Below are 24,127 nucleotides of genomic sequence, written 5' to 3' on the forward strand. Positions count from 1 at the left end.
AAATGAGGTTGACTATACAAGAAGTAATTGAAGCTACAAATGGCGAACTTATAAGAGGTGATAAGAAAGATATTGTTATTGGAGTTTCAACTGATTCAAGAAGCATAAACAAAAATGAGTTGTTTATTCCTTTGATCGGAAAAAAATTTAATGGTCATGATTTTATTGAAAATGCTATAAAATTAGGTGCTAGCGCTATACTGACAAGTCAGAGAATTAAAGAGAATAAATTAGATTATGTATCTGTTATTAAAGTAAAAGATACTCTAAAAGCTCTTCAAGATCTTGCAAGATATTATATATCAAAATTTAATATAATTGTTATAGGGGTTACAGGTAGTACAGGAAAAACTTCAACGAAGGATATGATTTATTCTGTATTATCAAAAAAATATAAGGTTTTAAAGAATCAAGGAAATTTTAATAATCACATAGGTTTGCCATTGACTGTTTTTGATTTGAAAAAAGAGCATGAGATAGCCATACTAGAAATGGGAATGAGTGGATTTGATGAAATTGATTTGCTTGCAAATATAGTTAAACCTAACATTGCAGTAATTACAAATATTGGATTATCTCATATTGAAAATTTAGGATCGCAAGAAAATATTTTAAATGCTAAGATGGAAATAACAAATTACTTTGATGAAACGAATACATTAATTGTAAATGGGGATGACCAATTGTTAAAGAATATAGAAAACAACGGGATAAATTTTCATAAATACTTTGTAGGCTTAGGAACAAATTGTAATTATCAAGCTGTAAACATAAATGATTTAGGTGAAGATGGAATTAGTTTTGATGTGCTTATAGATAAAAAAGCATATCCATTTAGATTAAATGTTCCTGGAATACATAATGTATATAATGCTTTATATGCAATTGCTATTGGCAAGATTTTAAATGTTGATATAAAATTGATTTATGATGGGATAAAAGATTTTAAAGGAAGCAAAATGAGATTAAATATATTAACTACAAATGAAGAAATTAAAGTTATTAATGATGCTTACAATGCAAGTCCTGATTCAATGCGTGCTGCAATAGCTGTATTAAGTAAGATGAGCAAAAACAGGAGAATTGCAGTCCTTGGGGATATGCTTGAAATGGGAGAATATTCAACGAAAGGGCATTATGATGTAGGTATTGAAGTAGCGAAACAGTCTGTAGAATTATTAATTACGATTGGTGAAAAGGCAAAAAATATTGCAAAGGGTGCTATTGAAAATGGTTTTGATAAAAAAAATATATTTCTATGCAAAAACAATAAAGAAGCTATCAATATTTTAAAAGATTTACTACAAAGAAAAGATGCTGTACTGATAAAGGGATCAAGGGGAATGCGAATGGAGGAAATTGTAGAATACATACAAGAGAGGAGTTAATTAGATGATACAATATAAGCAACTAATAACAACAATAGTCATTTCATTCTTTATTACACTAATTTTAGGACCAATTGTTATACCTATATTACAAAGATTAAAGGTAGGACAAAGCATAAGGGATGAAGGGCCAAAAACACATATGTTAAAATCAGGAACGCCAACAATGGGTGGATTGATTATGATTACTGCTATTTGTGTAACAACTTTAACATCTGGAATGTTAAATAGAGACTTATATGTTATTTTATTTGCAACAATTTCTTTTGGGCTAATAGGATTTATAGATGATTTTATAAAAGTAGTATTAAAAAGAAACTTAGGACTTAAAGCTTACCAAAAATTGATTGGGCAAATTATTGTTGCTATAATAATAGCTGTTTATCAGTCTTCTATATCTATATCTAGTACAAAAATATTCATACCATTTATGAATCAATATTTGGATTTTGGTATTTTATATATTCCATTTATTGCTACAGTTGTAGTTGCGACAGCAAATAGTGTGAATCTAACAGATGGTCTTGACGGGTTGGCTGCAGGGGTTACATTGATTGTTTCATCTTTTTTCAGTTTAATAGCAATGAATTGGGGATATCCTAGTATTGCTGTATTTTGTGGAGCGTTAACAGGAGCATGTTTAGGGTTTTTAAGATTTAATGCTCATCCAGCGAAAGTATTTATGGGAGATACTGGTTCTATGGCATTAGGTGGTGCCATTGCAACTATTGCAATTCTTATGAATTTAACCCTCCTAATTCCTATTGTGGGAGGAATTTATTTTGTAGAAGCATTGTCTGTTATATTACAAGTAGCATCTTATAAGATAACAGGAAAAAGAATTTTTAGAATGAGTCCACTTCATCATCATTACGAACTAAAGGGGTGGAAGGAAACTAAAGTTGTTGTTGTATTTTGGTCTGTTACCCTATTATTGTGTATAGTAGGACTATTTAGTTTAAATTAATATTTAAAATAAAAGTATAAAGACATGAAAGCGGGTGTATACATTGGTAATAAAAGACAAAAGGGTTTTGGTTATTGGCTTAGGGATCTCAGGCATACCAACAGTAAATACTTTACTATCATTAGGAGCAAAGGTAACAGTTAATGATAAGAAAACACAAGAAGAGCTTAAAGATATATTAAAAGAATTAGATACTAATAAAGTAGATCTTATATTAGGGAAACACCCAGAAAATATGGCTCTTTTTGATTTGATTATATTAAGTCCTGGTGTGCCAACAGATTTAATGTTTATTCAAGAAGCAAGAAAAATGGGTGTAACAATTATGGGAGAATTAGAATTAGCATATAGATTATGTGAAGGAAAATTTGTTGCAATAACTGGTACAAACGGAAAAACTACTACAACTGCATTAACAGGAGAAATATTTAAAAATGCGAAAAAAGAAACATATATTGTAGGAAATATTGGTATTGCAGCAATATCTAAAATTCAAGAAGCGAGTGCTGATGCAATAATGGTAACAGAGGTGAGCAGCTTTCAGCTTGAAAGTATTATAGATTTCAAACCAAAGATTGCAGCTATTTTAAATATCACACCAGATCATTTAAATAGACACAAAACAATGGAAAACTATATTAAAGCAAAATCAAATATATTTAAAAATCAAGATAAAAATAATTATTTAGTATTAAATGTAGATAATGAAATAACTTATGAATTGAGAAGTTTAGCCAAATCTATTGTAATACCTTTTAGTAGAAAACAAAAACTGGAAAAAGGAGCATATGTTATAGATGATTATATTGTTATAAAAGAAGAGAATAAAAAATATGAAATTATATGTAAAGTAGATGAATTGAAAATACCAGGAAAACATAATTTAGAAAATGCATTAGCAGCAGTTGCTATAGCACATTGGTCAGGTATTGATAATAAAACGATAGCAGATACATTAAGAAATTTTAGAGGTGTTGAACATAGAATAGAATTTGTAGCAGAAATTGAGGGTGTAGATTTTGTTAATGATTCAAAGGGAACAAATCCTGATGCAGCTATTCGTGCCATTGAAGCTATGAAAACACCAATTGTTTTAATCGCTGGAGGAATGGATAAAGGAAGCGATTTTAATGAGTTTTTACATTCGTTTCAAGGCAAGGTGAAATACTTGGTTTTATTAGGAGAAACAGCACAAAAAATTAAAAAGACAGCTCAAAAGAATGGATTTTATGAAATAAGCATTGTAGAAAATATGGAACAAGCAGTACAATTAGCTGCTAAGGTTGCACAAGTAGGCGATACAGTATTATTATCACCTGCATGTGCAAGTTGGGATATGTATCCTAGTTTTGAAGTTAGGGGTAAGCATTTTAAAGAATGTGTAAATAAATTAAGGGGGTAATAGAAATGGCAAAAAAGAAGTCCAGTGATTTTACCCTTTTACTTACAGTTTTAATACTAGTTATAATAGGAATTATTATGGTGTTTAGCTCAAGCCATTACTATGCTTTATCTAAAATGAATGATTCTTATCATTTTCTAAAAAGAGAGTTAATGTGGGCTACATTAGGGCTTTTAGGTATGTTTTTTACAATGAATTTTGATTATTGGAAATATAAGAAATTAGCACCATATGCTTATATTTTTAGTATAATTCTATTAATACTCGTGTTAACACCACTTGGTATGGAAATTAACGGTGCAAAAAGATGGTTAGGTGTAGGAGGATTTACAATTATGCCAGGAGAAGTTGCAAAAATTTGTGGAATTATTTTTGCAGCAAATTATCTTTCTCGAAAGCCAGAAAAGATAAAAAAGTTTTTACAAGGTGTAGTTCCATGCTTATTTATTATTGGGATATATTTTTCACTAATTATATTGCAACCAAATTTAAGTACTGCAGTTACTATAAGCGGTATTATTGGGTGCATGATGTTTGTAGCAGGTATGAGGTGGGCACATGTATCACTCATGGGGCTTAGTGGCGTCGGTTTATTAGTCGTTTTGATTCTACTAGAACCTTATCGTATGAGAAGATTAACTGGATTTTTAGATCCTTTTGCAGATCCTCAAGGTACCGGATATCAGGTGATCCAATCTTTATTAGCATTAGGATCAGGAGGATTGTTTGGTGTAGGACTTGGAAAAAGTATTCAAAAATATCTGTACATACCTGAGCCTCAAAATGATTTTATATTTGCTATTATTGGTGAAGAATTAGGTTTTGTTGGTTGTGTTACAGTGATTATTTTATTTCTTCTGTTGATTTGGAGAGGAGTAAGAATTGCAATTAATGCACCAGACCTATTTGGCTGTTTGCTTGCTACAGGTGTAACATCAATGGTAGCAGTACAAGTTATTATTAATATTGCAGTTGCTACATCTTCCATGCCTGTTACCGGAATTCCATTACCATTTATTAGTTGGGGAGGAAATTCATTGGCAATATTTATGTCAGCTATTGGTATTTTATTAAATATATCTAGATATTCGAATTTAGATAGGAGTTGAAGTAATGAAAATATTAATTTCAGGTGGAGGAACAGGTGGGCATATATATCCAGCAATTGCAATAGCTAATAAAATAAAAGAGGAAATCAAAGGTGTTGAAATATTATTTGTAGGTACGCAAAATGGATTAGAAAGTAAACTTGTACCAAATGCAGGATATAAACTTGAAAGAATAACTGTTAGTGGATTTAAAAGAAGTTTATCATTTGATACAGTAAAATCTGTGAGAGATCTATTTTTAGGAATAAAAGATGCTATAAAAATAATAAAAAAATTCAAGCCAGATTTGGTAATAGGGACTGGAGGATATGTATGTGGCCCAATTGTTTTTATTGCATCTTTGTTAAATATTAAAACTGTAATACATGAACAAAATGTTATTCCGGGGATTACAAATAAAATACTGGGTAAATTTGTTAATAAGATATTAGTGAGTTTTGAAGAGTCAAAACAATACTTTAATTATAGTAATAAAATCGTAGTTACAGGAAATCCTGTAAGAAAGGATTTTATTGATATAGACAAGACACAATGCCGAAAAGCTTTAGGAATTTATGATGAGCGTTTTGTTATAATGTCCTTTGGGGGAAGCAGAGGAGCAGAAAAAATAAATGAAACGATGATTGAAGTTTTGAAAAAATTTAATGGAAGCAAGGACATAACTATTATTCATGTGACAGGAAGCATACACTATGAAGCAACACTCAAAAAATTAAATAAAAATAATTTTAAAATGAAAGATAATATTATTGTTAAAGAATATATTTATGATATGTCTAAATATATGGGAGCTTGTGATTTAGTTATATGTAGATCAGGAGCTATTACACTAGCTGAAATTACAGCTATGGGTTTACCAGCTATTTTAATACCATCACCCTATGTAACCAATAATCATCAAGAATTAAATGCTAAGGTATTGGAAAAAAATGGTGCTGCTGTTTTAATACCAGAAAGGGAGTTAACTGATAAAAATATAGTAAACTTAGTAGAACTATTTCTAAGAGATAGAAATAGGATAAAAGAAATGGCAAACAAAAGTAAAACATTGGCAAAACCAAATGCTACAGATATTATTTATACTAATATCTTAAATTTATTTAAATTATAGAATGATTTTGTATGTTTGTTATCGTAACACCTTCGAGAATTATGCATAAAATGGTTAATATATTATATCTTTGTTATGTTTATTTATATATAAATAGATTTAATAATTGTATTTAGGAAGATATCTCGGAGGTGGACTATGTGAGTAAATTACTTATTCGAGGCAGAAATAAGTTAAATGGGCAAATAAGGATTGGAGGTGCAAAAAATGCTGTACTTCCAATCTTAGCTGCTACAGTATTAAATGGAGGAGAAAACATACTATTCGACTCTCCGGATCTTAGAGATGTTCATTCAATGATTGAAATTTTAAGATCTATTGGATGTAAAGTGAGCTTTGAAAATTCTGTGTTAACAGTTAATTCAAGTACACTTTCATCACATGAGATTCCTGAGCACTTAGTAAGAGAAATGAGATCTTCTATATTTTTAATGGGACCTATGCTAGGCAGATGTGGTAAAATTAAAATAAGTTATCCAGGTGGTTGTGAAATAGGTCCTAGACCAATTGATCTTCATTTGAAAGCTTTAAGAGAATTAGGTGTTAAGATTACTGAAGCCCATGGTTTTTTGGAATGTGAGGCAATAAAATTAGAAGGAAAAGAAATACACTTAGATTATCCGAGTGTTGGAGCAACTGAAAATATAATGCTAGTGGCGGTTTTGGCAAAAGGAATAACAAAAATCAGAAATGCTGCTAAGGAGCCTGAAATTGTTGATTTGCAGAATTATTTAAATAGAATGGGTGCAAAAATAAGAGGAGCCGGAACAAGTGAAATTATTATTGAAGGTGTTGATAAACTATATGGTTTAGAGCATAAAATTATTCCAGATAGGATTGTTGCAGGAACAATAGCTACTGCAGGGGCAATAGCTGGAGGAGAAATTATACTAAATAATGTAGTTGTTGATCATATGAAGCCTATTTTATTAAAATTAAAAGAAGCAGGTTGCTGGGTATTTGAGAAAAACAATAGTTTAAAAATAAAATCATCTCAAAGGCTTAAAGCAGTGGAGATGACTAAAACATTACCTTATCCTGGGTTTCCAACAGATATGCAGGCTCAGTTTATGGCTTTAATGACTATTGCTCGGGGGACTAGCATAATTACTGAAACAGTTTTTGAGAATAGATTTAAACATGTAGATGAGTTAATAAGAATGGGTGCTAAAATTAAAATTGATGGTAGAGTCGCAGTTATTCAAGGAGTTAAAAAACTTACTGGAGCAAAAGTTTTTGCAAAGGATTTGAGAGGAGGAGCAGCTTTAGTATTAGCAGGTCTTACAGCTGAAGGAACAACAATAGTTGACAATATTAAACATATAGATAGAGGATATGAACAATTAGATAAAATGCTTAAGGAATTAGGTGCAGATATTAAAAGAATTGATTAAGAGACAGCTTTTGCTGCTCTTAAGTAATAAAATAATAATGGACGAACCCTTAAGTTAAAAGGTGAGGAAATATGTGCAGATATAATAAGGATATAGATAAAAATGTAAAAAGAAAAAAAAATGCCATGATTTTTATGGTTATGTTGTTGCTATGTATTGTTTCTTTCATAATAATATTCAAAACAGATTTATTTACTGTAAAATATGTAGAGGTTGGTGGAAATCATATTGTTACAAAGGATGAAATAATCAATATATCCGGAATCATTTTTGGCAATCATATCTTCAAAGAAAATATTAATAGTATAAAATCAAACTTATATAGAAATCCATATATAAAGACAGTTCAGGTGAAAAGGAAATTACCAAATAAAATAATTATTAGTGTGGTAGAAAGAGAAGAAGCAGCAGCTATTCCATTTATGAATGAGTTCTTGATTATAGATGAAGATGGAATGGTTCTAAGATCTTCACGCAGTAATACATCACTTGATAATGAAAATTTAAAAATTATAAAGGGTTTTGAATTTTCTAATTTTATGGAAGGAGCAATTCTTGAAGTAAAAGATAAAAGTAAATTAAAAAAAGCTTTAGAAGTTGCAAGAAAAATTAATGAAAACCAAATTGTAATTACTGAATTAGATGTATCAGATAAGAAGGATGTTGTTGTAAAACTTACGAATGAGTTAATATGTAGAATTGGAGAAGGAAACAATTTGAATTATTCTTTAAAAGTATTAAAAAAAATACTAGAAGACCTAAAACAAAAAAATATTATAAGAGGTGTTATTGATATGAGTCATGAAGGCTATCCAAGCTATAGACCTGTAGAATAGGAGGAGATAGCATGAAAAATATCAAAGCACAGCTAGCTATTGGACTTGTATGTGTTGTATTAGGATTGGTGTTAGCTCTACAGTTTAAAACAGTACAAAATAACTATTTAGGAGGAGCTGCACCAGCACAAAAAGCTCAAGAACTAGCTGCAGAACTTAAAAAAGTTAGAGAAGAAAAAGAAGCATTAATGAGTGAAGTAAATGCTTTAGAAGGAAAAATAAAAGAAATAGAAGAAGCTGAATCAAAGGAGAATGTTCTAGTAAAAAATATGAGTGCAGAACTTGAAAAGTATAAGATTATTTCAGGTCTAAGAAAGGTAAAAGGACCAGGAGTTGTTGTAGTAGTTGATGATCCACCTATTGATCCTGAATATTCATCTGATGTAAGTATTATCATGTATAACTATGATTTACTGTTAAGTTTAATTAATAAATTAAATGATGCAGGAGCAGAAGCTATTTCAATAAATGAACAAAGATATGTTTCACGTACAGAGATAAGTCTTGCAGGAAGTAATGTCAATATAAATTCAGTACCTACAGCGCCTCCTTTTGTTATAAAGGCCATAGGAAATCCAGATACGCTTGAATCAGCACTAAATATAAGATTTGGTATTGTTGACCAGATGAAAAGCGAACGATATAATCTACAAGTATCAGTAAAAAAGCAAGATGAAATTATTATTCCTAGATATAATGAAATTATAAAATTTAGATATGCTAAGCCCGTTGAGGATATGGAACAATAATTGAGGTGAATCCATGAAGGGGAATGTATGGAAATTTAATATTTTAATGTTTTGTATATTACTAGGATTACTGATTTCTTTGCAGTTTAAAAATGTGAAAGGAGAATTTTTATTTGTACCATTAAAAGTTATTCATGAGTATAAATTAGCTATTGAAAGTGAAAAAAAAGAAATTGAAAATATTAAAGAAATTATTGAAGATAGAAAAAAACGTATTGCAGAATATGAAAAAATAAAAGAAGAGGGCGGTAAATTTAAAGAAACCATTTCAGAAGAATTAAAAGAACAAAAATTAATTAGTGGCTTTGTAGATATAGAAGGGCCTGGAATTGTCTTAACTTTAGATGATGGAACGAGAGAATTATTTGAAGGAGAAGATCCAAATAATATTTTAGTTCATGATATAGATGTTTTAAATATTATTAATGATTTGAAAGTAGCTGGAGCAGAAGCAATATCTATTAATGGACAGCGCTTATTAGGAAATAGTGAAATAAATTGTGCAGGGCATACGATTCGTATTAATAATCAATTTTTTGCACAACCTTTCATTATTAAAGCTATTGGAGATGCGAAAAAGCTTGAAGCGGCTTTAATTGCACCTGGAACATACGGAGAATTATTAAAAGAATTTGGGCTTTATGTTGAAGTAAATACGAGTGTTAATATTAAAATACCTAAATATTCAGAGGAATTAGATTTTAGGTATTTAAAAGTATCAGAAGAAGGTGAATAAATTGTTTATTGCAATGATTGGTTTGATTATAGGCATTATTCTAGGATGGTATCTCCCTGTGACATACCCTACATCATATTCACTATATATGTCTGTTGCAATATTGGCAGCCCTTGACTCAGTTTTTGGAGGATTAAGAGCTCACATGGAAGGAAAATTTAATGCTACTATATTTGTATCAGGTTTTTTTGGGAATGCTATTTTAGCTGGGGTTTTAGCTTATATAGGTGATAGACTAGGTGTTCCATTATATTATGCTGCAATTTTTGCATTTGGAGGAAGATTATTTGACAATTTTGCTATGCTTAGAAGACACTTTATTGAAAAAATTGGACAAAAATAAAGTTTTTTTATAAAAAAAAAGGATATTTTAATAATACGTTGAATTTAATTATAATGGAAAATAATATTGTTTAAATTTAGGTTGAAAGAGGATGGGATAATTGATAAAGATCCTTGATACATAGAACTTAGTTTTTATTGAAATGAAAACAATTTAGCTACAATACTTGAATATATCATAGCTGTTTGAAGGAGGTAAATTTATGTTAGAATTCGACGTAGATATGGAACAGTTTGCACAAATAAAAGTTATAGGAGTTGGTGGTGGCGGAAATAATGCTGTCAATAGAATGATTGAATCTCAGCTTAAAGGAGTACAGTTTGTAGCAGTAAATACTGATAAACAAGCTTTATTTACATCTAAAGCTGAATATAAAATACAAATAGGAGACAAGCTTACAAAAGGATTAGGTGCAGGGGCGAATCCAGAAATCGGGAGAAAAGCTGCTGAAGAAAGTAGAGAAGACATTTGTCAGGCACTACAAGGAGCGGACATGGTATTTGTAACTGCTGGAATGGGTGGTGGAACCGGAACAGGTGCAGCTCCAGTTGTAGCGCAAATTGCTAAGGAGATGGGAATTTTAACAGTTGGGGTAGTGACAAAGCCTTTTACTTTTGAAGGGAAAAGAAGGATGCAACATGCAGAGATGGGAATTGAGCAATTAAAAGATAAAGTAGATACTTTAGTAACTATTCCAAATGACAGGTTACTTCAAGTAGCAGAAAAGAAAACATCTATTATGGATGCTTTTAAAATTGCTGATGATGTATTAAAACAAGGTGTTCAAGGTATATCTGATTTGATAGCTGTTCCTGGTCTTGTAAACCTAGATTTTGCTGATGTTAAGACTATTATGTTTGAACAAGGACTTGCACATATGGGTGTAGGTAAAGGGGTAAGTGGAGAGAATAGAGCAGCGGAGGCTGCTAAACAAGCTATTCAGAGTCCTTTGCTTGAAACTTCTATTGAGGGTGCAAAGGGTGTGTTATTAAATATTACAGGGGGACCAAATTTAGGATTATTTGAGGTAAATGAAGCAGCTGAACTGGTCGCACAGGCAGCAGACCCAGATGCAAATATTATTTTTGGTGCTGTTATTGATGAAAATCTAAAAGATGAATTAATTATTACTGTAATAGCTACTGGATTTGAAAATAAAAGAAAGCCTGTTGAAAAAGCTTCAAAAGAGGCTGAAGAAATAAAAAATGAAGTAGAGATCAATTCATTAAATGATGATTTAGATATTCCTACATTTTTAAGAAGAAGATAGAAATTAAGGTCGTTTAGTAATCTAAACGACCTTTTGTCGTATTGTGAAAAAAATTTAAAGAAATTATACTTTTTCGACTTCAGAGAATGACAAAGTTTTAATACGAATTTAGGTATAATAGTCATAAATCATAGGACAATTGAATAATTGTGTAACAAGTGGAATGATCTCCTAAATGGAGGAATGTATATGTTTGAAGTTTATGCAGAGTATCTATTTATTGAGAATTTACTTATGAATTGGCTAATACTTCATTTGACAGGATATTTTTGTAAAGTTCAAAATTCAAAATTTAGAATTTGGATAGGTGCTACTATTGGAGCATGTTATGCATTTGTATTTTTTTTCCCTTCTTTTAGTTTTATGTATACTTTTTTAATGAAAATTATTGTTTCAATATTTATTATTATTATTACTTTTTCACCATACAAATTTAAAGAATTTGTAAAATTATTAGCAATTTTTTATCTTATATCTTTTATGTTTGGAGGAGCTGCATTTGCTTTATTTTACTTTACTGATTTTAAAGGATTATTAAGTAACGGAATATTTTATATTAAAAATTTTACAATAAAATTATTGATATATTCAGGGATTATTGCTTATATACTAATTCGTTTTTGTTGGGAATATATACAAGTAAAGATTTCAAGGGAAAAAATATACATTCCAGTATGGATTGAGGTTGAAAATAATATTAGCAAGTTAAATGCTCTATTAGATACAGGAAATTCGCTTTCAGACCCATTGTCAAAATATCCAGTAATTGTTGTTGAGTATAGTGCTATTAAAGATTTGCTACCAGTAGATGTACAAAATATTTTTAATCATTCTCAAGATGTCAATTTAGATTTAATAACAAAAATGCTTCAGTCATCAAAATGGATTAATAGATTTAGATTTATACCTTTTAAGTCTTTAGGAAAAGAAAATGGAATGTTAATGGGATTTAAACCTGATAGTGTAAAATTAAAAGATACAAAAAAACTAAAGTGCATAAAAAATATTGTTATAGGAGTTTATACAAAAAAATTATCTGAAGATGGAGATTATACTGCTTTATTACATCCTGATATTCTCAAGTAATCCACTCATCAAAGGGGGAGGCGTTATAGTGTTAGAAATTATTAAAAAGATAAAGCTAATATATAGGATTATTTACTTTAAAATAATTAGAAAATTCAATATAACGAATGAAGAAAATATATTTTATATTGGAGGTAGTGAAGCGTTACCTCCACCTTTAAGTCCAGAAGAAGAATTATTTCTCGTTGATAGACTAAGGCAAGATGATGGGGGGATAAGGACTGTATTAATAGAGAGAAATTTAAGACTTGTAGTTTATATAGCAAGAAAATTTGAAAATACAGGAATTGGAGTAGAAGATTTAATATCAATTGGAACGATAGGATTAATAAAAGCAGTGAATACTTTTGACCCAGAAAAAAAGATTAAATTAGCTACATATGCATCAAGATGTATAGAAAATGAAATCTTAATGTATTTAAGAAGAAATAGTAAAGCAAAGGCTGAAATTTCATTTGATGAACCTTTAAATATTGATTGGGACGGGAATGAATTGCTTCTTTCAGATATATTAGGGACGGATAATGACTTGATATATAAGTTTTTAGAAGAAGAAGTAGATCGAGAATTATTAGAAATAGCATTAAAAAAGTTATCAAGTAGAGAAAAAAAAATAATGGAGTTAAGATTCGGATTAAATAATGGAGAAGAAAAAACCCAAAAAGAGGTTGCAGATATGCTAGGGATTTCTCAGTCATATATTTCTAGATTAGAGAAAAGAATAATTTCAAGATTGAGAAAAGAAATTAAGAGATTAACATAAGCAGTGGTGGCACTGCTTTTTTATTTTTATATGATTAAAAGTATAAAGAAAAAACAATAGGGCAATAATTTTTTGTAAGGGGGCAATAATCCATAGAAATGGAGGAATTGTCATGCACATCAATAAAGTAGAAATCTGTGGAGTAAATACATCTAAATTACCTGTTTTAACAAATGAAGAAATGAAAAAGTTGTTTGAAAGAATTTATCAAGGAGATTTATCAGCTAGAGAAGAGTTTATTCAAGGAAATTTAAGATTAGTATTGAGTGTAATACAAAGGTTTAATAATAGAGGAGAACATGTTGATGATTTGTTTCAGGTTGGATGTATTGGCTTAATTAAAGCTATAGATAATTTTGATTTGAGTCATAATGTTAAATTTTCTACATATGCAGTTCCAATGATTATAGGAGAAATAAGAAGGTATTTAAGAGATAATAATTCGATACGTGTTAGTAGATCATTAAGAGATACAGCATATAAAGCATTACAAGTGAGAGATCAATTAATCAATAAAAATTCTAAGGAACCTACAATAACAGAAATTGCAAAAGAATTAAATGTTCCAAGAGAGGATGTTGTATTTGCATTAGATGCTATTCAAGATCCAATATCATTGTTTGAACCTATATATCATGATAGTGGAGATGCTATTTTTGTAATGGATCAAGTAAGAGATGAAAAAAGTGAAGATGAAACTTGGTTAGAAGGAATTGCACTTAGAGAAGCATTAAGAAAGCTAAGTGATAGAGAAAAACATATTCTGACTTTAAGGTTTTTTGAAGGTAGAACCCAAATGGAAGTTGCTGAAGAGATAGGAATTTCCCAAGCACAAGTTTCAAGATTAGAAAAAACTGCATTAAAGCATATGAGAAAGTATATTTAAAACAAAAGCAAAAAATTTGCTTTTGTTTTTTTTATGTAAATGATTCATATATTTTTAGTCAAGCTTATATATTATTACAAAGACAAAAAGATAAAGTAGGTGATAAAATGATTAGTACTTCAGATTTGAGAGAAAAAGAGATTATTAATATAATTGATGGCAGACGATTAGGATTTATATCTGATATTGAAGTAAATTTAGAAAAAGGTAGGATAGAGGCTTTGATTGTACCTGGACCTGGAAAAATTCTAGGTATATTCGGAAAAGATAATGATTATGTAATTACATGGAGAGAAATAAAAAAGATAGGAGTAGATGTGATACTTGTTGAGTTGAAAAATGAAATTATAACAAATGAAGTAGAAGAGGAAAAAAACTAGTGGACATACTATATTTGGCATATTATAATTTGAGTAACACTATTAGATAACTATTGCTGTATAGGGGGGATAATAAATGAATTGTCCATTTTGTGAATACTTTGATACAAAAGTTGTTGATTCAAGACCTACTGAAGAAGGCCAAGCTATCCGAAGAAGGAGAGAATGTGGAAAATGCAAAAAAAGATTTACTACTTATGAAAAAATAGAAGAAATTCCTTTGATTGTAATAAAGAAGGATGGAAATAGAGAAGCCTATAATAGAAATAAAATACTTAATGGAATTATTAGAGCTTGTGAGAAAAGGCCAGTATCTATGAAAGCTATTGAAAGTATTGTTGATGATATTGAGAAAAATTTACATAACACCATGGAGAAGGAAATTAAAAGTACCTATATTGGTGAACTAGTAATTAATCATCTAAAGGATTTAGATGAAGTTGCATATGTTAGGTTTGCATCTGTTTATAGGCAATTTAAAGATATTAATACTTTTATGGAAGAATTAAGAAAGATGTTAAATGAAAAATAGTTTTTATCATGTAGCAAGTTATAAAATAACTTGCTATTATATTTAGGAGGATTGAAAAAGTGAATGGTTTCAAAAAAAATATAACAAAAAGTGGTGTTGTATATTTTTCAATACCAAATTTTGATAATACAGGATTGGTAAAAAGTTGTTTTACAAGTAGGGTTGGAGGGGTAAGTAAGGATGAATATAATTCTTTAAATCTTGGATTAAAGACCTGTGATAAAAAAGAAAATGTTATAAATAATTATAGATTAATATGTGAAGCTTTAGATATACCAATGAGTAAATTAGTTTGTTCTGATCAAGTCCATGGAGATAATATAAAAATTGTAACAGAAAAAGACTGTGGAAAAGGGATTCTAAAGTATAGTGATATAATTGGTGTAGATGCATTGATTACAAATATAAAGAATGTTGCTTTAGTGACAGTATACGCTGACTGTGTGCCTATTTTTTTGTTGGATCCAATGAAAAAAGTTATTGCTTTAATTCATGCAGGTTGGAGGGGAACCGTTTCAAAAATTGCAAAGAAGGTTGTTAAAAAAATGATGGAAGAGTTTAATAGCAAGCCAGAGGAATGTCTTGCTGCTATTGGTCCATCCATAGGAAAATGTTGTTACGAGGTGGATAAAGGAGTTATAGATAAATTTAACGAAAATTTTACAAATCTTGATAAGTTCGTAATTTCTAAGGGAAATAATAAATATATGTTGGATTTATGGGAAGCCAATAAAATTGTATTGAAGGAAATCGGAATTTTAGAAAGAAATATTATTATAAGTGGTATGTGTACAATGTGTAATAAAGAAATATTTTTTTCTTATCGCAAAGCTAATGGTATAACAGGCAGAATGGCGGCAATAATGGAATTAAGATAAGTAATTAGAAGGAGAGGTATAAATGAATAAAAAAAAAATTTTGGTAGTGGATGATGAACAGCATATTATAGAGTTAATCCAATTTAATTTAGAAAACAGTGGGTTTGATGTAATTACTAGCGAAAATGGAGAAGATGCTATAAGAATTGCAGAGGAAGAAATGCCGGATGTTATTCTTTTAGATTTAATGTTACCAGGAATAGATGGTTTTGAAGCTTGTAAAAAAATTAGAAACAATGATAAAACGAGGAAAATTCCTGTGATTATGCTTACTGCTAAAGGAGAAGAAATGGATAAAGTATTAGGATTAGAATTAGGCGCAGATGATTATTTAACAAAGCCTTTTAGTGTTAGAGAGCTGATTGCTCGAATTAAAGCAGTCCTAAGAAGATTTGAAGAAATTCCTAAAGAAGCAATAAAAACTATTAAAATAAATGATATTGTTATTGATATAGAAAAACATGAGGTATCAAAAAATGGTGAAGTAATAGAATTGACACTAAAGGAATTTGAGTTATTAAAGATTCTAGCAAAAAATAGGGGAAAAGTTTTATCAAGAAATTTTCTGTTAGATGAAGTTTGGGGATATGATTATTTTGGAGAAACACGAACAGTAGATGTTCATATTAGACATTTACGAAGAAAAATAGAAGATAATGATAAATATCCAATTTATATTGAAACCATCAGAGGAATAGGGTATAAGATGAAATAGGTGGAGCTTATGCAAAAGAAAATTTTTATGACATATACAGTTCTTATATTATTAGGAATAATTTTTACAGGATTATTAACACTTAATTTTGTGAGAACAAGCTACATTGAAAATATTGAAAACAAGTTAATAACTAATGCTAATTTAATAAATAAGTTTATAGAAGAAAAAACTAGTAAAATGCCTTTTGATAATATAGATTTTTCAAAATATGCTCATGAATATGCTAAAGAAATTAATTCAAGAGTAACAATTATTAGTACGGATGGAATTGTTATGGGAGATTCTGAAATAGCATTGAAAGATTTACCTAAAATAGAGAATCACTTATATAGACCAGAAGTTCAAAAAGCTTTGAAGGGGAAAATAGGAAAAAGTAAAAGAAAAAGTACAACAACGAACATAGAATATGTTTATATTGCAGTACCAATAACAATAGAAAATAAAATTTATGGCATAACACGATTGGCTTTTCCTTTAACAGAGATCTACAAGCTTAACTATAAGCTTTTACAGAACACATTTATTGCTGCTCTTTGTGGATTATTCGTAACAATTATATTAGGATATAGGTTTGTAAATAAGGTAACAAAGCCTATTCAGGAAATTACAAAAGCTGCAAAAAAAATTGCCCATGGTAAGTTTAATAATAAAGTTTATATTAAAAGCGATGATGAAATTGGATTATTAGCTGATACTTTTAATATTATGACAGAAAAATTGAATGATACCATATCAGAAATAAGAGATAAAAATACAAAGCTTCAATCTACATTAGCAAGTATGAATGAAGCTTTATTTGCTATTGATAAATCTTATAAGATTATGTTAATCAATCCTGTAGCAAGATCGTTATTTAATATTCAGGATGAAGATGTATATGGAAAACATATTTTAGAAGTTATTAGAAATAATAAGCTGCATGATGTTTTAGAAGATATACTTGAAAATAAGAATATAGGAGAAAGAGAAATAACTATAGATTATCCAGAAACGAAAATATTAAAAATTTATACAAATTTTATAAGATTAGATATGGATCCGAATAGAATTATAGGTGTTATGGCTTTAATACAAGATATAACAGAAATGAGAAAATTGGAAAAAATGCGTACAGAATTTGTAGCTAATGTATCACATGAGTTAAAAACTCCATTAACATCTATAAGTGGGTTTATTGAGACATTAAAAAGTGGAGCAATAGATAATGAAAAAGTAAGAAATAGATTTCTAGATATTATTGATATAGAAACAGAAAGGCTTACAAGGTTAATCGATGACTTGCTTACTCTTTCTTCTATTGAAAATCATAAATTTGCTACAAAAAAAGAAGAAATTAATATTAATGAAATTATAAATGAAACTAATGTAATGGCTGAAGCTTTAGCAAAGCAGAAACAAATAACCTATAATACAGAATTAGAATCTAATCTTCCATCTATTTATGGAAATCGCGACTGGTTTAAGCAAATGATTCTCAATCTTGTTGAAAATGCGATTAAATATACACAAGAACAGGGACAAGTTAAACTTTTCGTTTATGAAAGGTATAATAATATTTTTATAGTAGTAAAGGATAATGGGATAGGTATACCGAAAGAGGACATTCCTAGATTGTTTGAGCGTTTTTATAGAGTAGATAAAGCAAGATCAAGAAAGATAGGAGGTACAGGATTAGGCTTAGCTATTGTTAAGCATATTGTATTGTCATTTAATGGAGAGATTAAGGTAAACAGCCAATTGGGAAAAGGCTCTGAGTTTATTGTGAGAATTCCAATATCTGAAAGAGAAAAACTAGCATAGTTTTTCTCTTTTTTTAACATTCATTTAACAATCCCTTTATTTTGATTTAACATAACAAGGTTATACTCAATATGTAAAGTTTGAGAGTTAAGAAATGCATGAATTTTAAAGCAAAAAGAATGGGGGAAAGTAAAATGAAAAAGTTTTTATCAGTAGCATTAATATTAATGTTAGCAGTAACAATGTTAGCAGGTTGTGGCAGTAAAGGGGATACAACTACAGAAGAAAAAACAACTGAAGAGGCATTATCAGGAAAAATTGTAATTGCAGGATCAACATCTGTACAGCCATTATCAGACGAGTTAGCAGCGGCATTTATGGAAAAATATCCGAAAGTATCTATTGAAGTACAAGGTGGAGGTTCAAGCGTTGGAGTAAAATCAGCAGCAGACAAAATTGCAGATATAGGAGCTTCATCAAGAGAAGTAAAAGATTCAGAAAAAAAATTAGGATTAAAAGAGTATGTTATTGCCAAAGATGGTATTGCTGTTGTTGTAAATCCATCAAATGAGGTGGAAGATCTAACACTAGAGCAAATAAAGAAAATATTTACAGGAGAAATTACAAACTGGAAAGAAGTAGGAGGAAAAGATCAATCAATAACAGTAGTAAGTAGAGAAGAAGGTTCTGGTACAAGAGGTGCTTTTATAGAAATAACAAAAGTAGAAGAAAAGAATGCTGAGGGTAAAAAAGTTGACAAAACTACTGTAAACGCATTAGTACAGCCATCAACAGGAGCTGTTAAGCAAACAGTTGCAAATACTCCAAATGCAATTGGCTACATTTCAATGGGAGCTTTGGATAAAGCAGTAAAAGCAGTAAAAGTTGAAGGGGTAGAGGCTACAGAAGCGACTGCGAAAGCAGGGACTTATAAAATAGCAAGACCATTTTTATATTTAACAAATGGAGAAGAATCAGAAGTTGTTAAAGCATATATTGAATTTGTTTTAAATGAAGGGCAAGAAATTGTTAAAGAAGAATTTATTTCAGTAAAATAAGCATAAGGACAGTTATAAACTGTCTTTATGCTTATTATGTTTTTACAATGTTTATTATGAATATATAGTTAACATAAATTTAACGTAAAGTTAATCTAAATATAAAAAAAGAAGATTAATATAGTTTTGGGAGGATTAAGAGGAAAAAATTTGGGAGGAGTCTTATAATGAAAAAATATGAGAAAATAATAGAATTTATTCTCTTATTTTGTGCAACAGTGGCAACTTTATCAGTATTTATCATTACACTTTTTATTTTTAAAGAGGGAGTACCTATCCTTAAGGATTATGGTTTGATGAATTTTATTTTTGGGAAAACATGGAGTCCTACAAATGGTTATTACGGTGCTTTTCCGATGATAATGGGGTCAATATCAGTAACATTAGGGGCATTAATAATTGGAGTTCCAATGGGAATAACTTGTGCAATATTTTTAGCAGAAATTGCACCGAAATCTGTAGTGAAAGTATTTAAACCTGCTGTTGAACTATTAGCAGGAATACCGTCTGTTGTATACGGATTCTTTGGTTTAAATATTTTTGTTCCATTGATCCGAACACACATATTGCCTATTGTACAAAAAATAAATCAAGATGCCTATACTTCAGGATATAGTATCTTAGCAGGAGCTGTTATACTTGCAGTTATGATATTACCAACTATTGTAAATATTTCTGAAAATGCAATAAGATCTGTTCCAGTTGAGTATAAACAGGGATCATTAGCTTTAGGAGCATCACATATTGAAACGATTGCAAAGGTAATTGTACCTGCAGCTAAATCAGGTATTATTACATCTGTTGTTTTAGGAATGGGGAGAGCTGTTGGTGAAACGATGGCAGTAATTCTTATAACAGGTAATATGCCTAAAGTTCCAGGGAGTATATTAGATTCTGTTTCTACTATGACAGGTACAATTGCTATGGAAATGGGGTATGCAACACCTATACATCAAAAGGCATTATTTGCTACAGGGATTATATTGTTTGTATTTATTATGTTATTAAACATAACTGCAACAGTTACAATGAAGAGATTGGGGGCAAGGTAGAGACATGGTTGCGAATACAAAGTTTTATACAGAAAAACTCATTAAGCGTGGTTCAAAAAGGAAAATCAATATAAAAGAGAAAATAGTTTATTATTGGATATATCTTGTAGCAACATTAACGATTTTAGCCTTATTATCTATTATTGGATATGTACTCATAAATGGAGCAAAACATGTAAACTTAGATTTTTTCATACAAGAGCCAAAAAGCATGGGAAGAAAAGGTGGTATTTTTTCTATTATTGTTGGAACCATATATTTAACATTGGTATCTATTGCTATTGCAACACCCATAGGAGTATCTGCTGCCATTTATTTAACAGAGTATGCAAAAGAAAACAAATTCATAAAAATTATAAGATTTGGTACAGAAACATTAGCAGGAATACCTTCTATTATTTTCGGTTTGTTTGGATTTGTATTTTTTGTCATCTTTTTAGGATTTAGATGGTCCATATTATCAGGAGGATTAACACTTGCATTGATGATTTTACCTACATTAATTCGTGCTACAGAGGAAGCTATTAAAACAGTACCAAAGTCATATAGAGAAGGCAGTTTAGCACTTGGGGCAACAAAATGGCAAACTATTGTAAAGGTAGTTCTACCTAGTAGTATTCCGGGAATACTTACAGGATTAATACTAGGCGTTGGTAGAGCTATAGGAGAGACAGCTGCGGTAATGCTTACGGCAGGAAGTTCTTTAGGAGTACCTGAATCAATTATGGATCCAGCTAGAACTATGTCTGTTCATTTATATTTATTAGCATCTGAAGGATTATCACAGGAAAAAACATTCGCTACGGCTTCTGTATTAATTATACTTGTTTTGTTTATTAATTTCTTAGCAAATATGGTCGGAAATAGATATATGAAGAATACAAAGGCTTCAGCCTAGAAAGGAGTTATAAAATGTCAAATTTTCCCAAGATTAAAGTGAAAAATTTAAACCTTTTTTATGGAGATTTTCAAGCATTGACAGATATAAACATGGATATTATGGAAAACAAGATTACTGCTCTTATAGGACCTTCTGGTTGTGGAAAATCAACATTTTTAAGAACATTAAATAGAATGAATGATTTAATAGATAATGTAAAAATCAATGGGCAGATATTATTAGACGGGATAGATATTTATAGTGATGAATGTGATTTAATGGGCTTAAGAAAAAATGTTGGTATGGTTTTTCAAAAGCCAAATCCTTTTCCAAAATCAATATATGAAAATATAGCATATGGACCTAAAATACATGGAATTAAACAAAAATCTAGATTAGATGAAATTGTAGAAAAAAGTTTAAGGGGAGCAGCTTTGTGGGATGAAGTAAAGGATCGATTAGATAAACCAGCTCTAGGGCTATCTGGTGGACAGCAGCAAAGATTGTGTATAGCTAGATGTTTAGCTGTTGAGCCAGATATAATATTAATGGATGAACCTACATCAGCCTTAGATCCTATATCTACTTTAAAAGTTGAAAATTTACTAGATGAGCTAAAAAAAGATTATACTATTGTTATTGTTACCCATAATATGCAGCAAGCAGGAAGAGTATCAGATTATACATCATTTTTCCTAAATGGTGAAATTATTGAAACTGACTTAACGGATAACATTTTCTCAAAGCCTAAAGATAAGAGAACAGAAGATTACATTACAGGAAGATTTGGTTAAAATACAAGGGGGGATGTATATATGCCACGATTACAATTATCAAATGAATTAGAAAAGCTGCATAAGGACTTGTTAAAATTAGGAATTATGGCTGAAGAAGCAATTCTTGATGCAATAAAGTCTTTAAAAGATAAAGATGTAGCATTAGCTGAGAGGATAATAAAGGGTGATAAAGCTATAAATAATTTAGAAGAAGAAATTGAAGATAAGTGTATAAAATTAATAGCTACACAACAACCTATGGCAATAGATTTAAGAGAAATTTGTTCCATCTTAAGGTTAATTGCAGACTTAGAAAGAATGGCTGATCATGCTGTTGATATTGCTAAAATAACGATAAAACTATCCGGAGAAAAATATATGAAATCACTGATAGATATACCAAGAATGGCAGATTTAGCAACAGATATGGTAAGAAAAGCTTTGGATGCATTTGTTAAGAAGGATATTCAACTTGCAAAAGATACTTGGGCATTAGATGAAATCGTAGATGATATATATAAACAAATATATAGAGAATTATTAACTTATATGATGGAAGATCCAAAAAAAATTACCCAATCTACGTATTTCTTATTTATTTGTTCACATATTGAAAGAATAGCAGATTATGCAAAAAATGTCTGCGAAAAAGTCGTGTATATTCAAACAGGTGATTATTGGATGAAATAATAAGAAGGAAACCATTCTAATTTTTAGAATTGGTTTTCTTTTTTTATTTAGTATATAAGATAATTTTTTCATAAAACCCATTGAATAACAAATAATAATATAAGCATATATAAAATGAAAATAGGAGGTTGTTTATGGGGAAATTTAGTGTTCAAATTATTTTATCTTTAATAATGGGCCTACTAGCGAGGCTTTATATGATTCGAATTGATCAAAGACAATATCCTAGTTATCCACAAGGATTGATTTCTCATTTAACATTAGGAGTGATTGCAGCTTCATTAGGAGCAGTAGCTTTACCTGCGTTAGTACAAAAAGAATTTGGAGCAGTAACATTTTTGGCTTTAGCTGCTCAGCAATTCAGAGATGTACGAAATATGGAAAGACAAAGTCTTGATAATATTGAACCGACAGAGCTAGTACCTAGAGGAACTGCATATATTGAAGACATTGCTAAAGCTTTTGAAGCAAGAAATTATATGGTAATTATTACTTCATTAGTAACAAGTATTACAGTATATATTATAAAATTATTAAAATTGTCTGTTTATATTCAAGTATTCTTTGGCATATTAGTAGGATCTATGATTGCATTAGCTTTAAAAAGATTATTATCAAGGCAGTTAATTATGGAAATAGCAGAGGTAAAACCTGCCAATATTCATTTTGATGGACCGTTACTTATGGTAAATGATGTTGTGATTATGAATATTGGGTTGAAAGGATCAAGGAAAATTTATGAGGAAAATGGTATAGCTGTTGAAATTATTCCTAATGATGCTAATGCTAGAGCAACCCTTGCCAATATTGGTCAAAGACAGGCGATTCAACACAATGCAGCAATACAACTAGGAATTAGAAAGGATGTAGATGAACCAGATTTTACACCTATCGCTAGAAGAAATCCTCACAATGGAAATATTGTTATGGCTATAATACCGATGGAGCCTAATGTAGAATTGCTTGTTGAAGCAGTAAATAAAACACCTGTTCTTGAAACAGCGAAGAGAAAACCTTTAGAGTCAAAATTAGGAAATCAAGAAAATGATAGATTGAAAGGAGAACTTTAATGGATTTTGGAATTAAAGATAATATTATTGCTATTGTTACTATTGATAGAAGTATGATTTCAACTACAACAGTACCAGTTTTTTATGCAAAAACTGAAGAAGAACAGGAAAAAATTGCACTTTTGGTATCTAAAATAACAATGGGAATGGTTCATGATCTTGAAAATGGTTCATATGTTATTGTAAAGCATTAAGGATGTAAATAAGCTTGACGATGTATAAAGATACGTGATATATTACTAATCGTGATGTATGATAAGTTGTTTTATGATATAATATTAGTATCAGGTATTAAAACTAGATTTTAAGTAGG

The 24,127-nt window shown here is 29.8% G+C and carries 26 protein-coding genes; all 26 read left to right on the forward strand.

From position 1 onward, the window contains the following. Positions 1-2: 2 nt before the first annotated feature. The 26 genes from FQB35_RS05955 (at position 3) to FQB35_RS06080 (ending at position 24,008) form a co-directional block, all read left to right on the forward strand. Entirely contained in the window at positions 3-1,388 is a 1,386-nt protein-coding gene (locus FQB35_RS05955) for a UDP-N-acetylmuramoyl-tripeptide--D-alanyl-D-alanine ligase (RefSeq protein WP_148809104.1), read from the forward strand. A 4-nt stretch (positions 1,389-1,392) separates the two neighbouring features. Then, positions 1,393-2,355, forward strand: coding sequence for a phospho-N-acetylmuramoyl-pentapeptide-transferase (gene mraY / locus FQB35_RS05960; protein ID WP_148809105.1), 963 nt, complete (start codon positions 1,393-1,395; stop codon positions 2,353-2,355). Between the two features lie 43 nt (positions 2,356-2,398). After that, positions 2,399-3,757: a UDP-N-acetylmuramoyl-L-alanine--D-glutamate ligase gene (gene murD, locus FQB35_RS05965; protein ID WP_148809106.1), complete on the forward strand. Its 1,359-nt coding sequence runs from the start codon at positions 2,399-2,401 to the stop codon at positions 3,755-3,757. 5 nt (positions 3,758-3,762) lie between these two features. Continuing rightward, entirely contained in the window at positions 3,763-4,866 is a 1,104-nt protein-coding gene (gene spoVE, locus FQB35_RS05970; RefSeq protein ID WP_148809107.1) for a stage V sporulation protein E, read from the forward strand. Positions 4,867-4,870: 4 nt separating this feature from the next. Continuing rightward, positions 4,871-5,977 carry an undecaprenyldiphospho-muramoylpentapeptide beta-N-acetylglucosaminyltransferase gene (gene murG, locus FQB35_RS05975; RefSeq protein WP_148809108.1) on the forward strand — a complete coding sequence of 369 codons (1,107 nt, stop codon included), beginning with the start codon at positions 4,871-4,873 and terminating at the stop codon, positions 5,975-5,977. Between the two features lie 140 nt (positions 5,978-6,117). Next, positions 6,118-7,371: a UDP-N-acetylglucosamine 1-carboxyvinyltransferase gene (murA, locus tag FQB35_RS05980; RefSeq protein WP_148809109.1), complete on the forward strand. Its 1,254-nt coding sequence runs from the start codon at positions 6,118-6,120 to the stop codon at positions 7,369-7,371. A 71-nt stretch (positions 7,372-7,442) separates the two neighbouring features. After that, positions 7,443-8,207 carry a cell division protein FtsQ/DivIB gene (locus tag FQB35_RS05985; protein ID WP_148809110.1) on the forward strand — a complete coding sequence of 255 codons (765 nt, stop codon included), beginning with the start codon at positions 7,443-7,445 and terminating at the stop codon, positions 8,205-8,207. An 11-nt stretch (positions 8,208-8,218) separates the two neighbouring features. Next, positions 8,219-8,956, forward strand: a complete 738-nt coding sequence (locus FQB35_RS05990; protein WP_148809111.1) for a DUF881 domain-containing protein — start codon at positions 8,219-8,221, stop codon at positions 8,954-8,956. Positions 8,957-8,969: 13 nt separating this feature from the next. Beyond that, positions 8,970-9,692, forward strand: coding sequence for a DUF881 domain-containing protein (locus FQB35_RS05995; protein WP_148809112.1), 723 nt, complete (start codon positions 8,970-8,972; stop codon positions 9,690-9,692). A gap of 13 nt (positions 9,693-9,705) precedes the next feature. Next, positions 9,706-10,035, forward strand: coding sequence for a small basic family protein (locus FQB35_RS06000; protein ID WP_148810776.1), 330 nt, complete (start codon positions 9,706-9,708; stop codon positions 10,033-10,035). Positions 10,036-10,237: 202 nt separating this feature from the next. Further along, entirely contained in the window at positions 10,238-11,305 is a 1,068-nt protein-coding gene (gene ftsZ, locus FQB35_RS06005) for a cell division protein FtsZ (protein WP_148809113.1), read from the forward strand. Between the two features lie 189 nt (positions 11,306-11,494). Next, the gene (gene spoIIGA, locus FQB35_RS06010; RefSeq protein ID WP_148809114.1) at positions 11,495-12,391 is read left to right on the forward strand and encodes a sigma-E processing peptidase SpoIIGA; all 897 of its coding nucleotides are present in this window, start codon (positions 11,495-11,497) and stop codon (positions 12,389-12,391) included. 28 nt (positions 12,392-12,419) lie between these two features. After that, the gene (gene sigE, locus FQB35_RS06015; protein ID WP_231701865.1) at positions 12,420-13,154 is read left to right on the forward strand and encodes an RNA polymerase sporulation sigma factor SigE; all 735 of its coding nucleotides are present in this window, start codon (positions 12,420-12,422) and stop codon (positions 13,152-13,154) included. Between the two features lie 112 nt (positions 13,155-13,266). Next, complete coding sequence (gene sigG, locus FQB35_RS06020) at positions 13,267-14,040, forward strand: RNA polymerase sporulation sigma factor SigG (RefSeq protein ID WP_148809116.1); 774 nt, start codon at positions 13,267-13,269, stop codon at positions 14,038-14,040. Between the two features lie 107 nt (positions 14,041-14,147). Beyond that, on the forward strand, positions 14,148-14,420 hold the full coding sequence (locus tag FQB35_RS06025; RefSeq protein WP_148809117.1) for a YlmC/YmxH family sporulation protein: 273 nt from the start codon (positions 14,148-14,150) through the stop codon (positions 14,418-14,420). A 76-nt stretch (positions 14,421-14,496) separates the two neighbouring features. Then, positions 14,497-14,952: a transcriptional regulator NrdR gene (nrdR, locus tag FQB35_RS06030; protein WP_148809118.1), complete on the forward strand. Its 456-nt coding sequence runs from the start codon at positions 14,497-14,499 to the stop codon at positions 14,950-14,952. 59 nt (positions 14,953-15,011) lie between these two features. Further along, positions 15,012-15,830: a peptidoglycan editing factor PgeF gene (pgeF, locus tag FQB35_RS06035; protein ID WP_148809119.1), complete on the forward strand. Its 819-nt coding sequence runs from the start codon at positions 15,012-15,014 to the stop codon at positions 15,828-15,830. A gap of 22 nt (positions 15,831-15,852) precedes the next feature. Next, positions 15,853-16,545: a response regulator transcription factor gene (locus FQB35_RS06040; RefSeq protein ID WP_148809120.1), complete on the forward strand. Its 693-nt coding sequence runs from the start codon at positions 15,853-15,855 to the stop codon at positions 16,543-16,545. 27 nt (positions 16,546-16,572) lie between these two features. Continuing rightward, positions 16,573-18,348 (forward strand): two-component system histidine kinase PnpS, encoded by a 1,776-nt coding sequence (gene pnpS, locus FQB35_RS06045; protein ID WP_408625493.1) that lies wholly within the window; start codon positions 16,573-16,575, stop codon positions 18,346-18,348. 134 nt (positions 18,349-18,482) lie between these two features. After that, complete coding sequence (locus FQB35_RS06050; RefSeq protein ID WP_207707355.1) at positions 18,483-19,346, forward strand: phosphate ABC transporter substrate-binding protein; 864 nt, start codon at positions 18,483-18,485, stop codon at positions 19,344-19,346. Positions 19,347-19,513: 167 nt separating this feature from the next. Further along, entirely contained in the window at positions 19,514-20,398 is an 885-nt protein-coding gene (gene pstC / locus FQB35_RS06055) for a phosphate ABC transporter permease subunit PstC (RefSeq protein WP_148809122.1), read from the forward strand. A gap of 4 nt (positions 20,399-20,402) precedes the next feature. Further along, entirely contained in the window at positions 20,403-21,296 is an 894-nt protein-coding gene (gene pstA, locus FQB35_RS06060; protein WP_148809123.1) for a phosphate ABC transporter permease PstA, read from the forward strand. Between the two features lie 14 nt (positions 21,297-21,310). After that, the gene (gene pstB / locus FQB35_RS06065) at positions 21,311-22,072 is read left to right on the forward strand and encodes a phosphate ABC transporter ATP-binding protein PstB (RefSeq protein WP_148809124.1); all 762 of its coding nucleotides are present in this window, start codon (positions 21,311-21,313) and stop codon (positions 22,070-22,072) included. Between the two features lie 21 nt (positions 22,073-22,093). Beyond that, positions 22,094-22,744 carry a phosphate signaling complex protein PhoU gene (gene phoU / locus FQB35_RS06070; RefSeq protein WP_148809125.1) on the forward strand — a complete coding sequence of 217 codons (651 nt, stop codon included), beginning with the start codon at positions 22,094-22,096 and terminating at the stop codon, positions 22,742-22,744. 134 nt (positions 22,745-22,878) lie between these two features. After that, positions 22,879-23,814 (forward strand): YIEGIA family protein, encoded by a 936-nt coding sequence (locus FQB35_RS06075; protein WP_148809126.1) that lies wholly within the window; start codon positions 22,879-22,881, stop codon positions 23,812-23,814. Then, a complete protein-coding gene (locus FQB35_RS06080) occupies positions 23,814-24,008 on the forward strand; it encodes a capping complex subunit for YIEGIA (protein WP_148809127.1) in 195 nt (64 codons plus the stop codon). The genes FQB35_RS06075 and FQB35_RS06080 overlap by 1 nt, the downstream gene beginning before the upstream one ends. Positions 24,009-24,127: the final 119 nt, after the last annotated feature.

Origin of the sequence: Crassaminicella thermophila (assembly GCF_008152325.1) — a bacterium.
Taxonomy (GTDB): Bacteria; Bacillota; Clostridia; order Peptostreptococcales; family Thermotaleaceae; genus Crassaminicella_A; species Crassaminicella_A thermophila.

What these genes read in the sequence shown, in the direction of transcription:
- FQB35_RS05955 (WP_148809104.1), top strand. Translation starts at nt 3, where the DNA reads ATGAGGTTGACTATACAAGAAGTAATTGAAGCTACAAATGGCGAACTT.
- mraY (WP_148809105.1), top strand. Translation starts at nt 1,393, where the DNA reads ATGATACAATATAAGCAACTAATAACAACAATAGTCATTTCATTCTTT.
- spoVE (WP_148809107.1), top strand. Translation starts at nt 3,763, where the DNA reads ATGGCAAAAAAGAAGTCCAGTGATTTTACCCTTTTACTTACAGTTTTA.
- murG (WP_148809108.1), top strand. Translation starts at nt 4,871, where the DNA reads ATGAAAATATTAATTTCAGGTGGAGGAACAGGTGGGCATATATATCCA.
- FQB35_RS05985 (WP_148809110.1), top strand. Translation starts at nt 7,443, where the DNA reads ATGTGCAGATATAATAAGGATATAGATAAAAATGTAAAAAGAAAAAAA.
- FQB35_RS05990 (WP_148809111.1), top strand. Translation starts at nt 8,219, where the DNA reads ATGAAAAATATCAAAGCACAGCTAGCTATTGGACTTGTATGTGTTGTA.
- FQB35_RS05995 (WP_148809112.1), top strand. Translation starts at nt 8,970, where the DNA reads ATGAAGGGGAATGTATGGAAATTTAATATTTTAATGTTTTGTATATTA.
- FQB35_RS06000 (WP_148810776.1), top strand. Translation starts at nt 9,706, where the DNA reads ATGATTGGTTTGATTATAGGCATTATTCTAGGATGGTATCTCCCTGTG.
- ftsZ (WP_148809113.1), top strand. Translation starts at nt 10,238, where the DNA reads ATGTTAGAATTCGACGTAGATATGGAACAGTTTGCACAAATAAAAGTT.
- spoIIGA (WP_148809114.1), top strand. Translation starts at nt 11,495, where the DNA reads ATGTTTGAAGTTTATGCAGAGTATCTATTTATTGAGAATTTACTTATG.
- sigG (WP_148809116.1), top strand. Translation starts at nt 13,267, where the DNA reads ATGCACATCAATAAAGTAGAAATCTGTGGAGTAAATACATCTAAATTA.
- FQB35_RS06025 (WP_148809117.1), top strand. Translation starts at nt 14,148, where the DNA reads ATGATTAGTACTTCAGATTTGAGAGAAAAAGAGATTATTAATATAATT.
- nrdR (WP_148809118.1), top strand. Translation starts at nt 14,497, where the DNA reads ATGAATTGTCCATTTTGTGAATACTTTGATACAAAAGTTGTTGATTCA.
- FQB35_RS06040 (WP_148809120.1), top strand. Translation starts at nt 15,853, where the DNA reads ATGAATAAAAAAAAAATTTTGGTAGTGGATGATGAACAGCATATTATA.
- pnpS (WP_408625493.1), top strand. Translation starts at nt 16,573, where the DNA reads ATGACATATACAGTTCTTATATTATTAGGAATAATTTTTACAGGATTA.
- FQB35_RS06050 (WP_207707355.1), top strand. Translation starts at nt 18,483, where the DNA reads ATGAAAAAGTTTTTATCAGTAGCATTAATATTAATGTTAGCAGTAACA.
- pstC (WP_148809122.1), top strand. Translation starts at nt 19,514, where the DNA reads ATGAAAAAATATGAGAAAATAATAGAATTTATTCTCTTATTTTGTGCA.
- pstA (WP_148809123.1), top strand. Translation starts at nt 20,403, where the DNA reads ATGGTTGCGAATACAAAGTTTTATACAGAAAAACTCATTAAGCGTGGT.
- pstB (WP_148809124.1), top strand. Translation starts at nt 21,311, where the DNA reads ATGTCAAATTTTCCCAAGATTAAAGTGAAAAATTTAAACCTTTTTTAT.
- phoU (WP_148809125.1), top strand. Translation starts at nt 22,094, where the DNA reads ATGCCACGATTACAATTATCAAATGAATTAGAAAAGCTGCATAAGGAC.
- FQB35_RS06075 (WP_148809126.1), top strand. Translation starts at nt 22,879, where the DNA reads ATGGGGAAATTTAGTGTTCAAATTATTTTATCTTTAATAATGGGCCTA.
- FQB35_RS06080 (WP_148809127.1), top strand. Translation starts at nt 23,814, where the DNA reads ATGGATTTTGGAATTAAAGATAATATTATTGCTATTGTTACTATTGAT.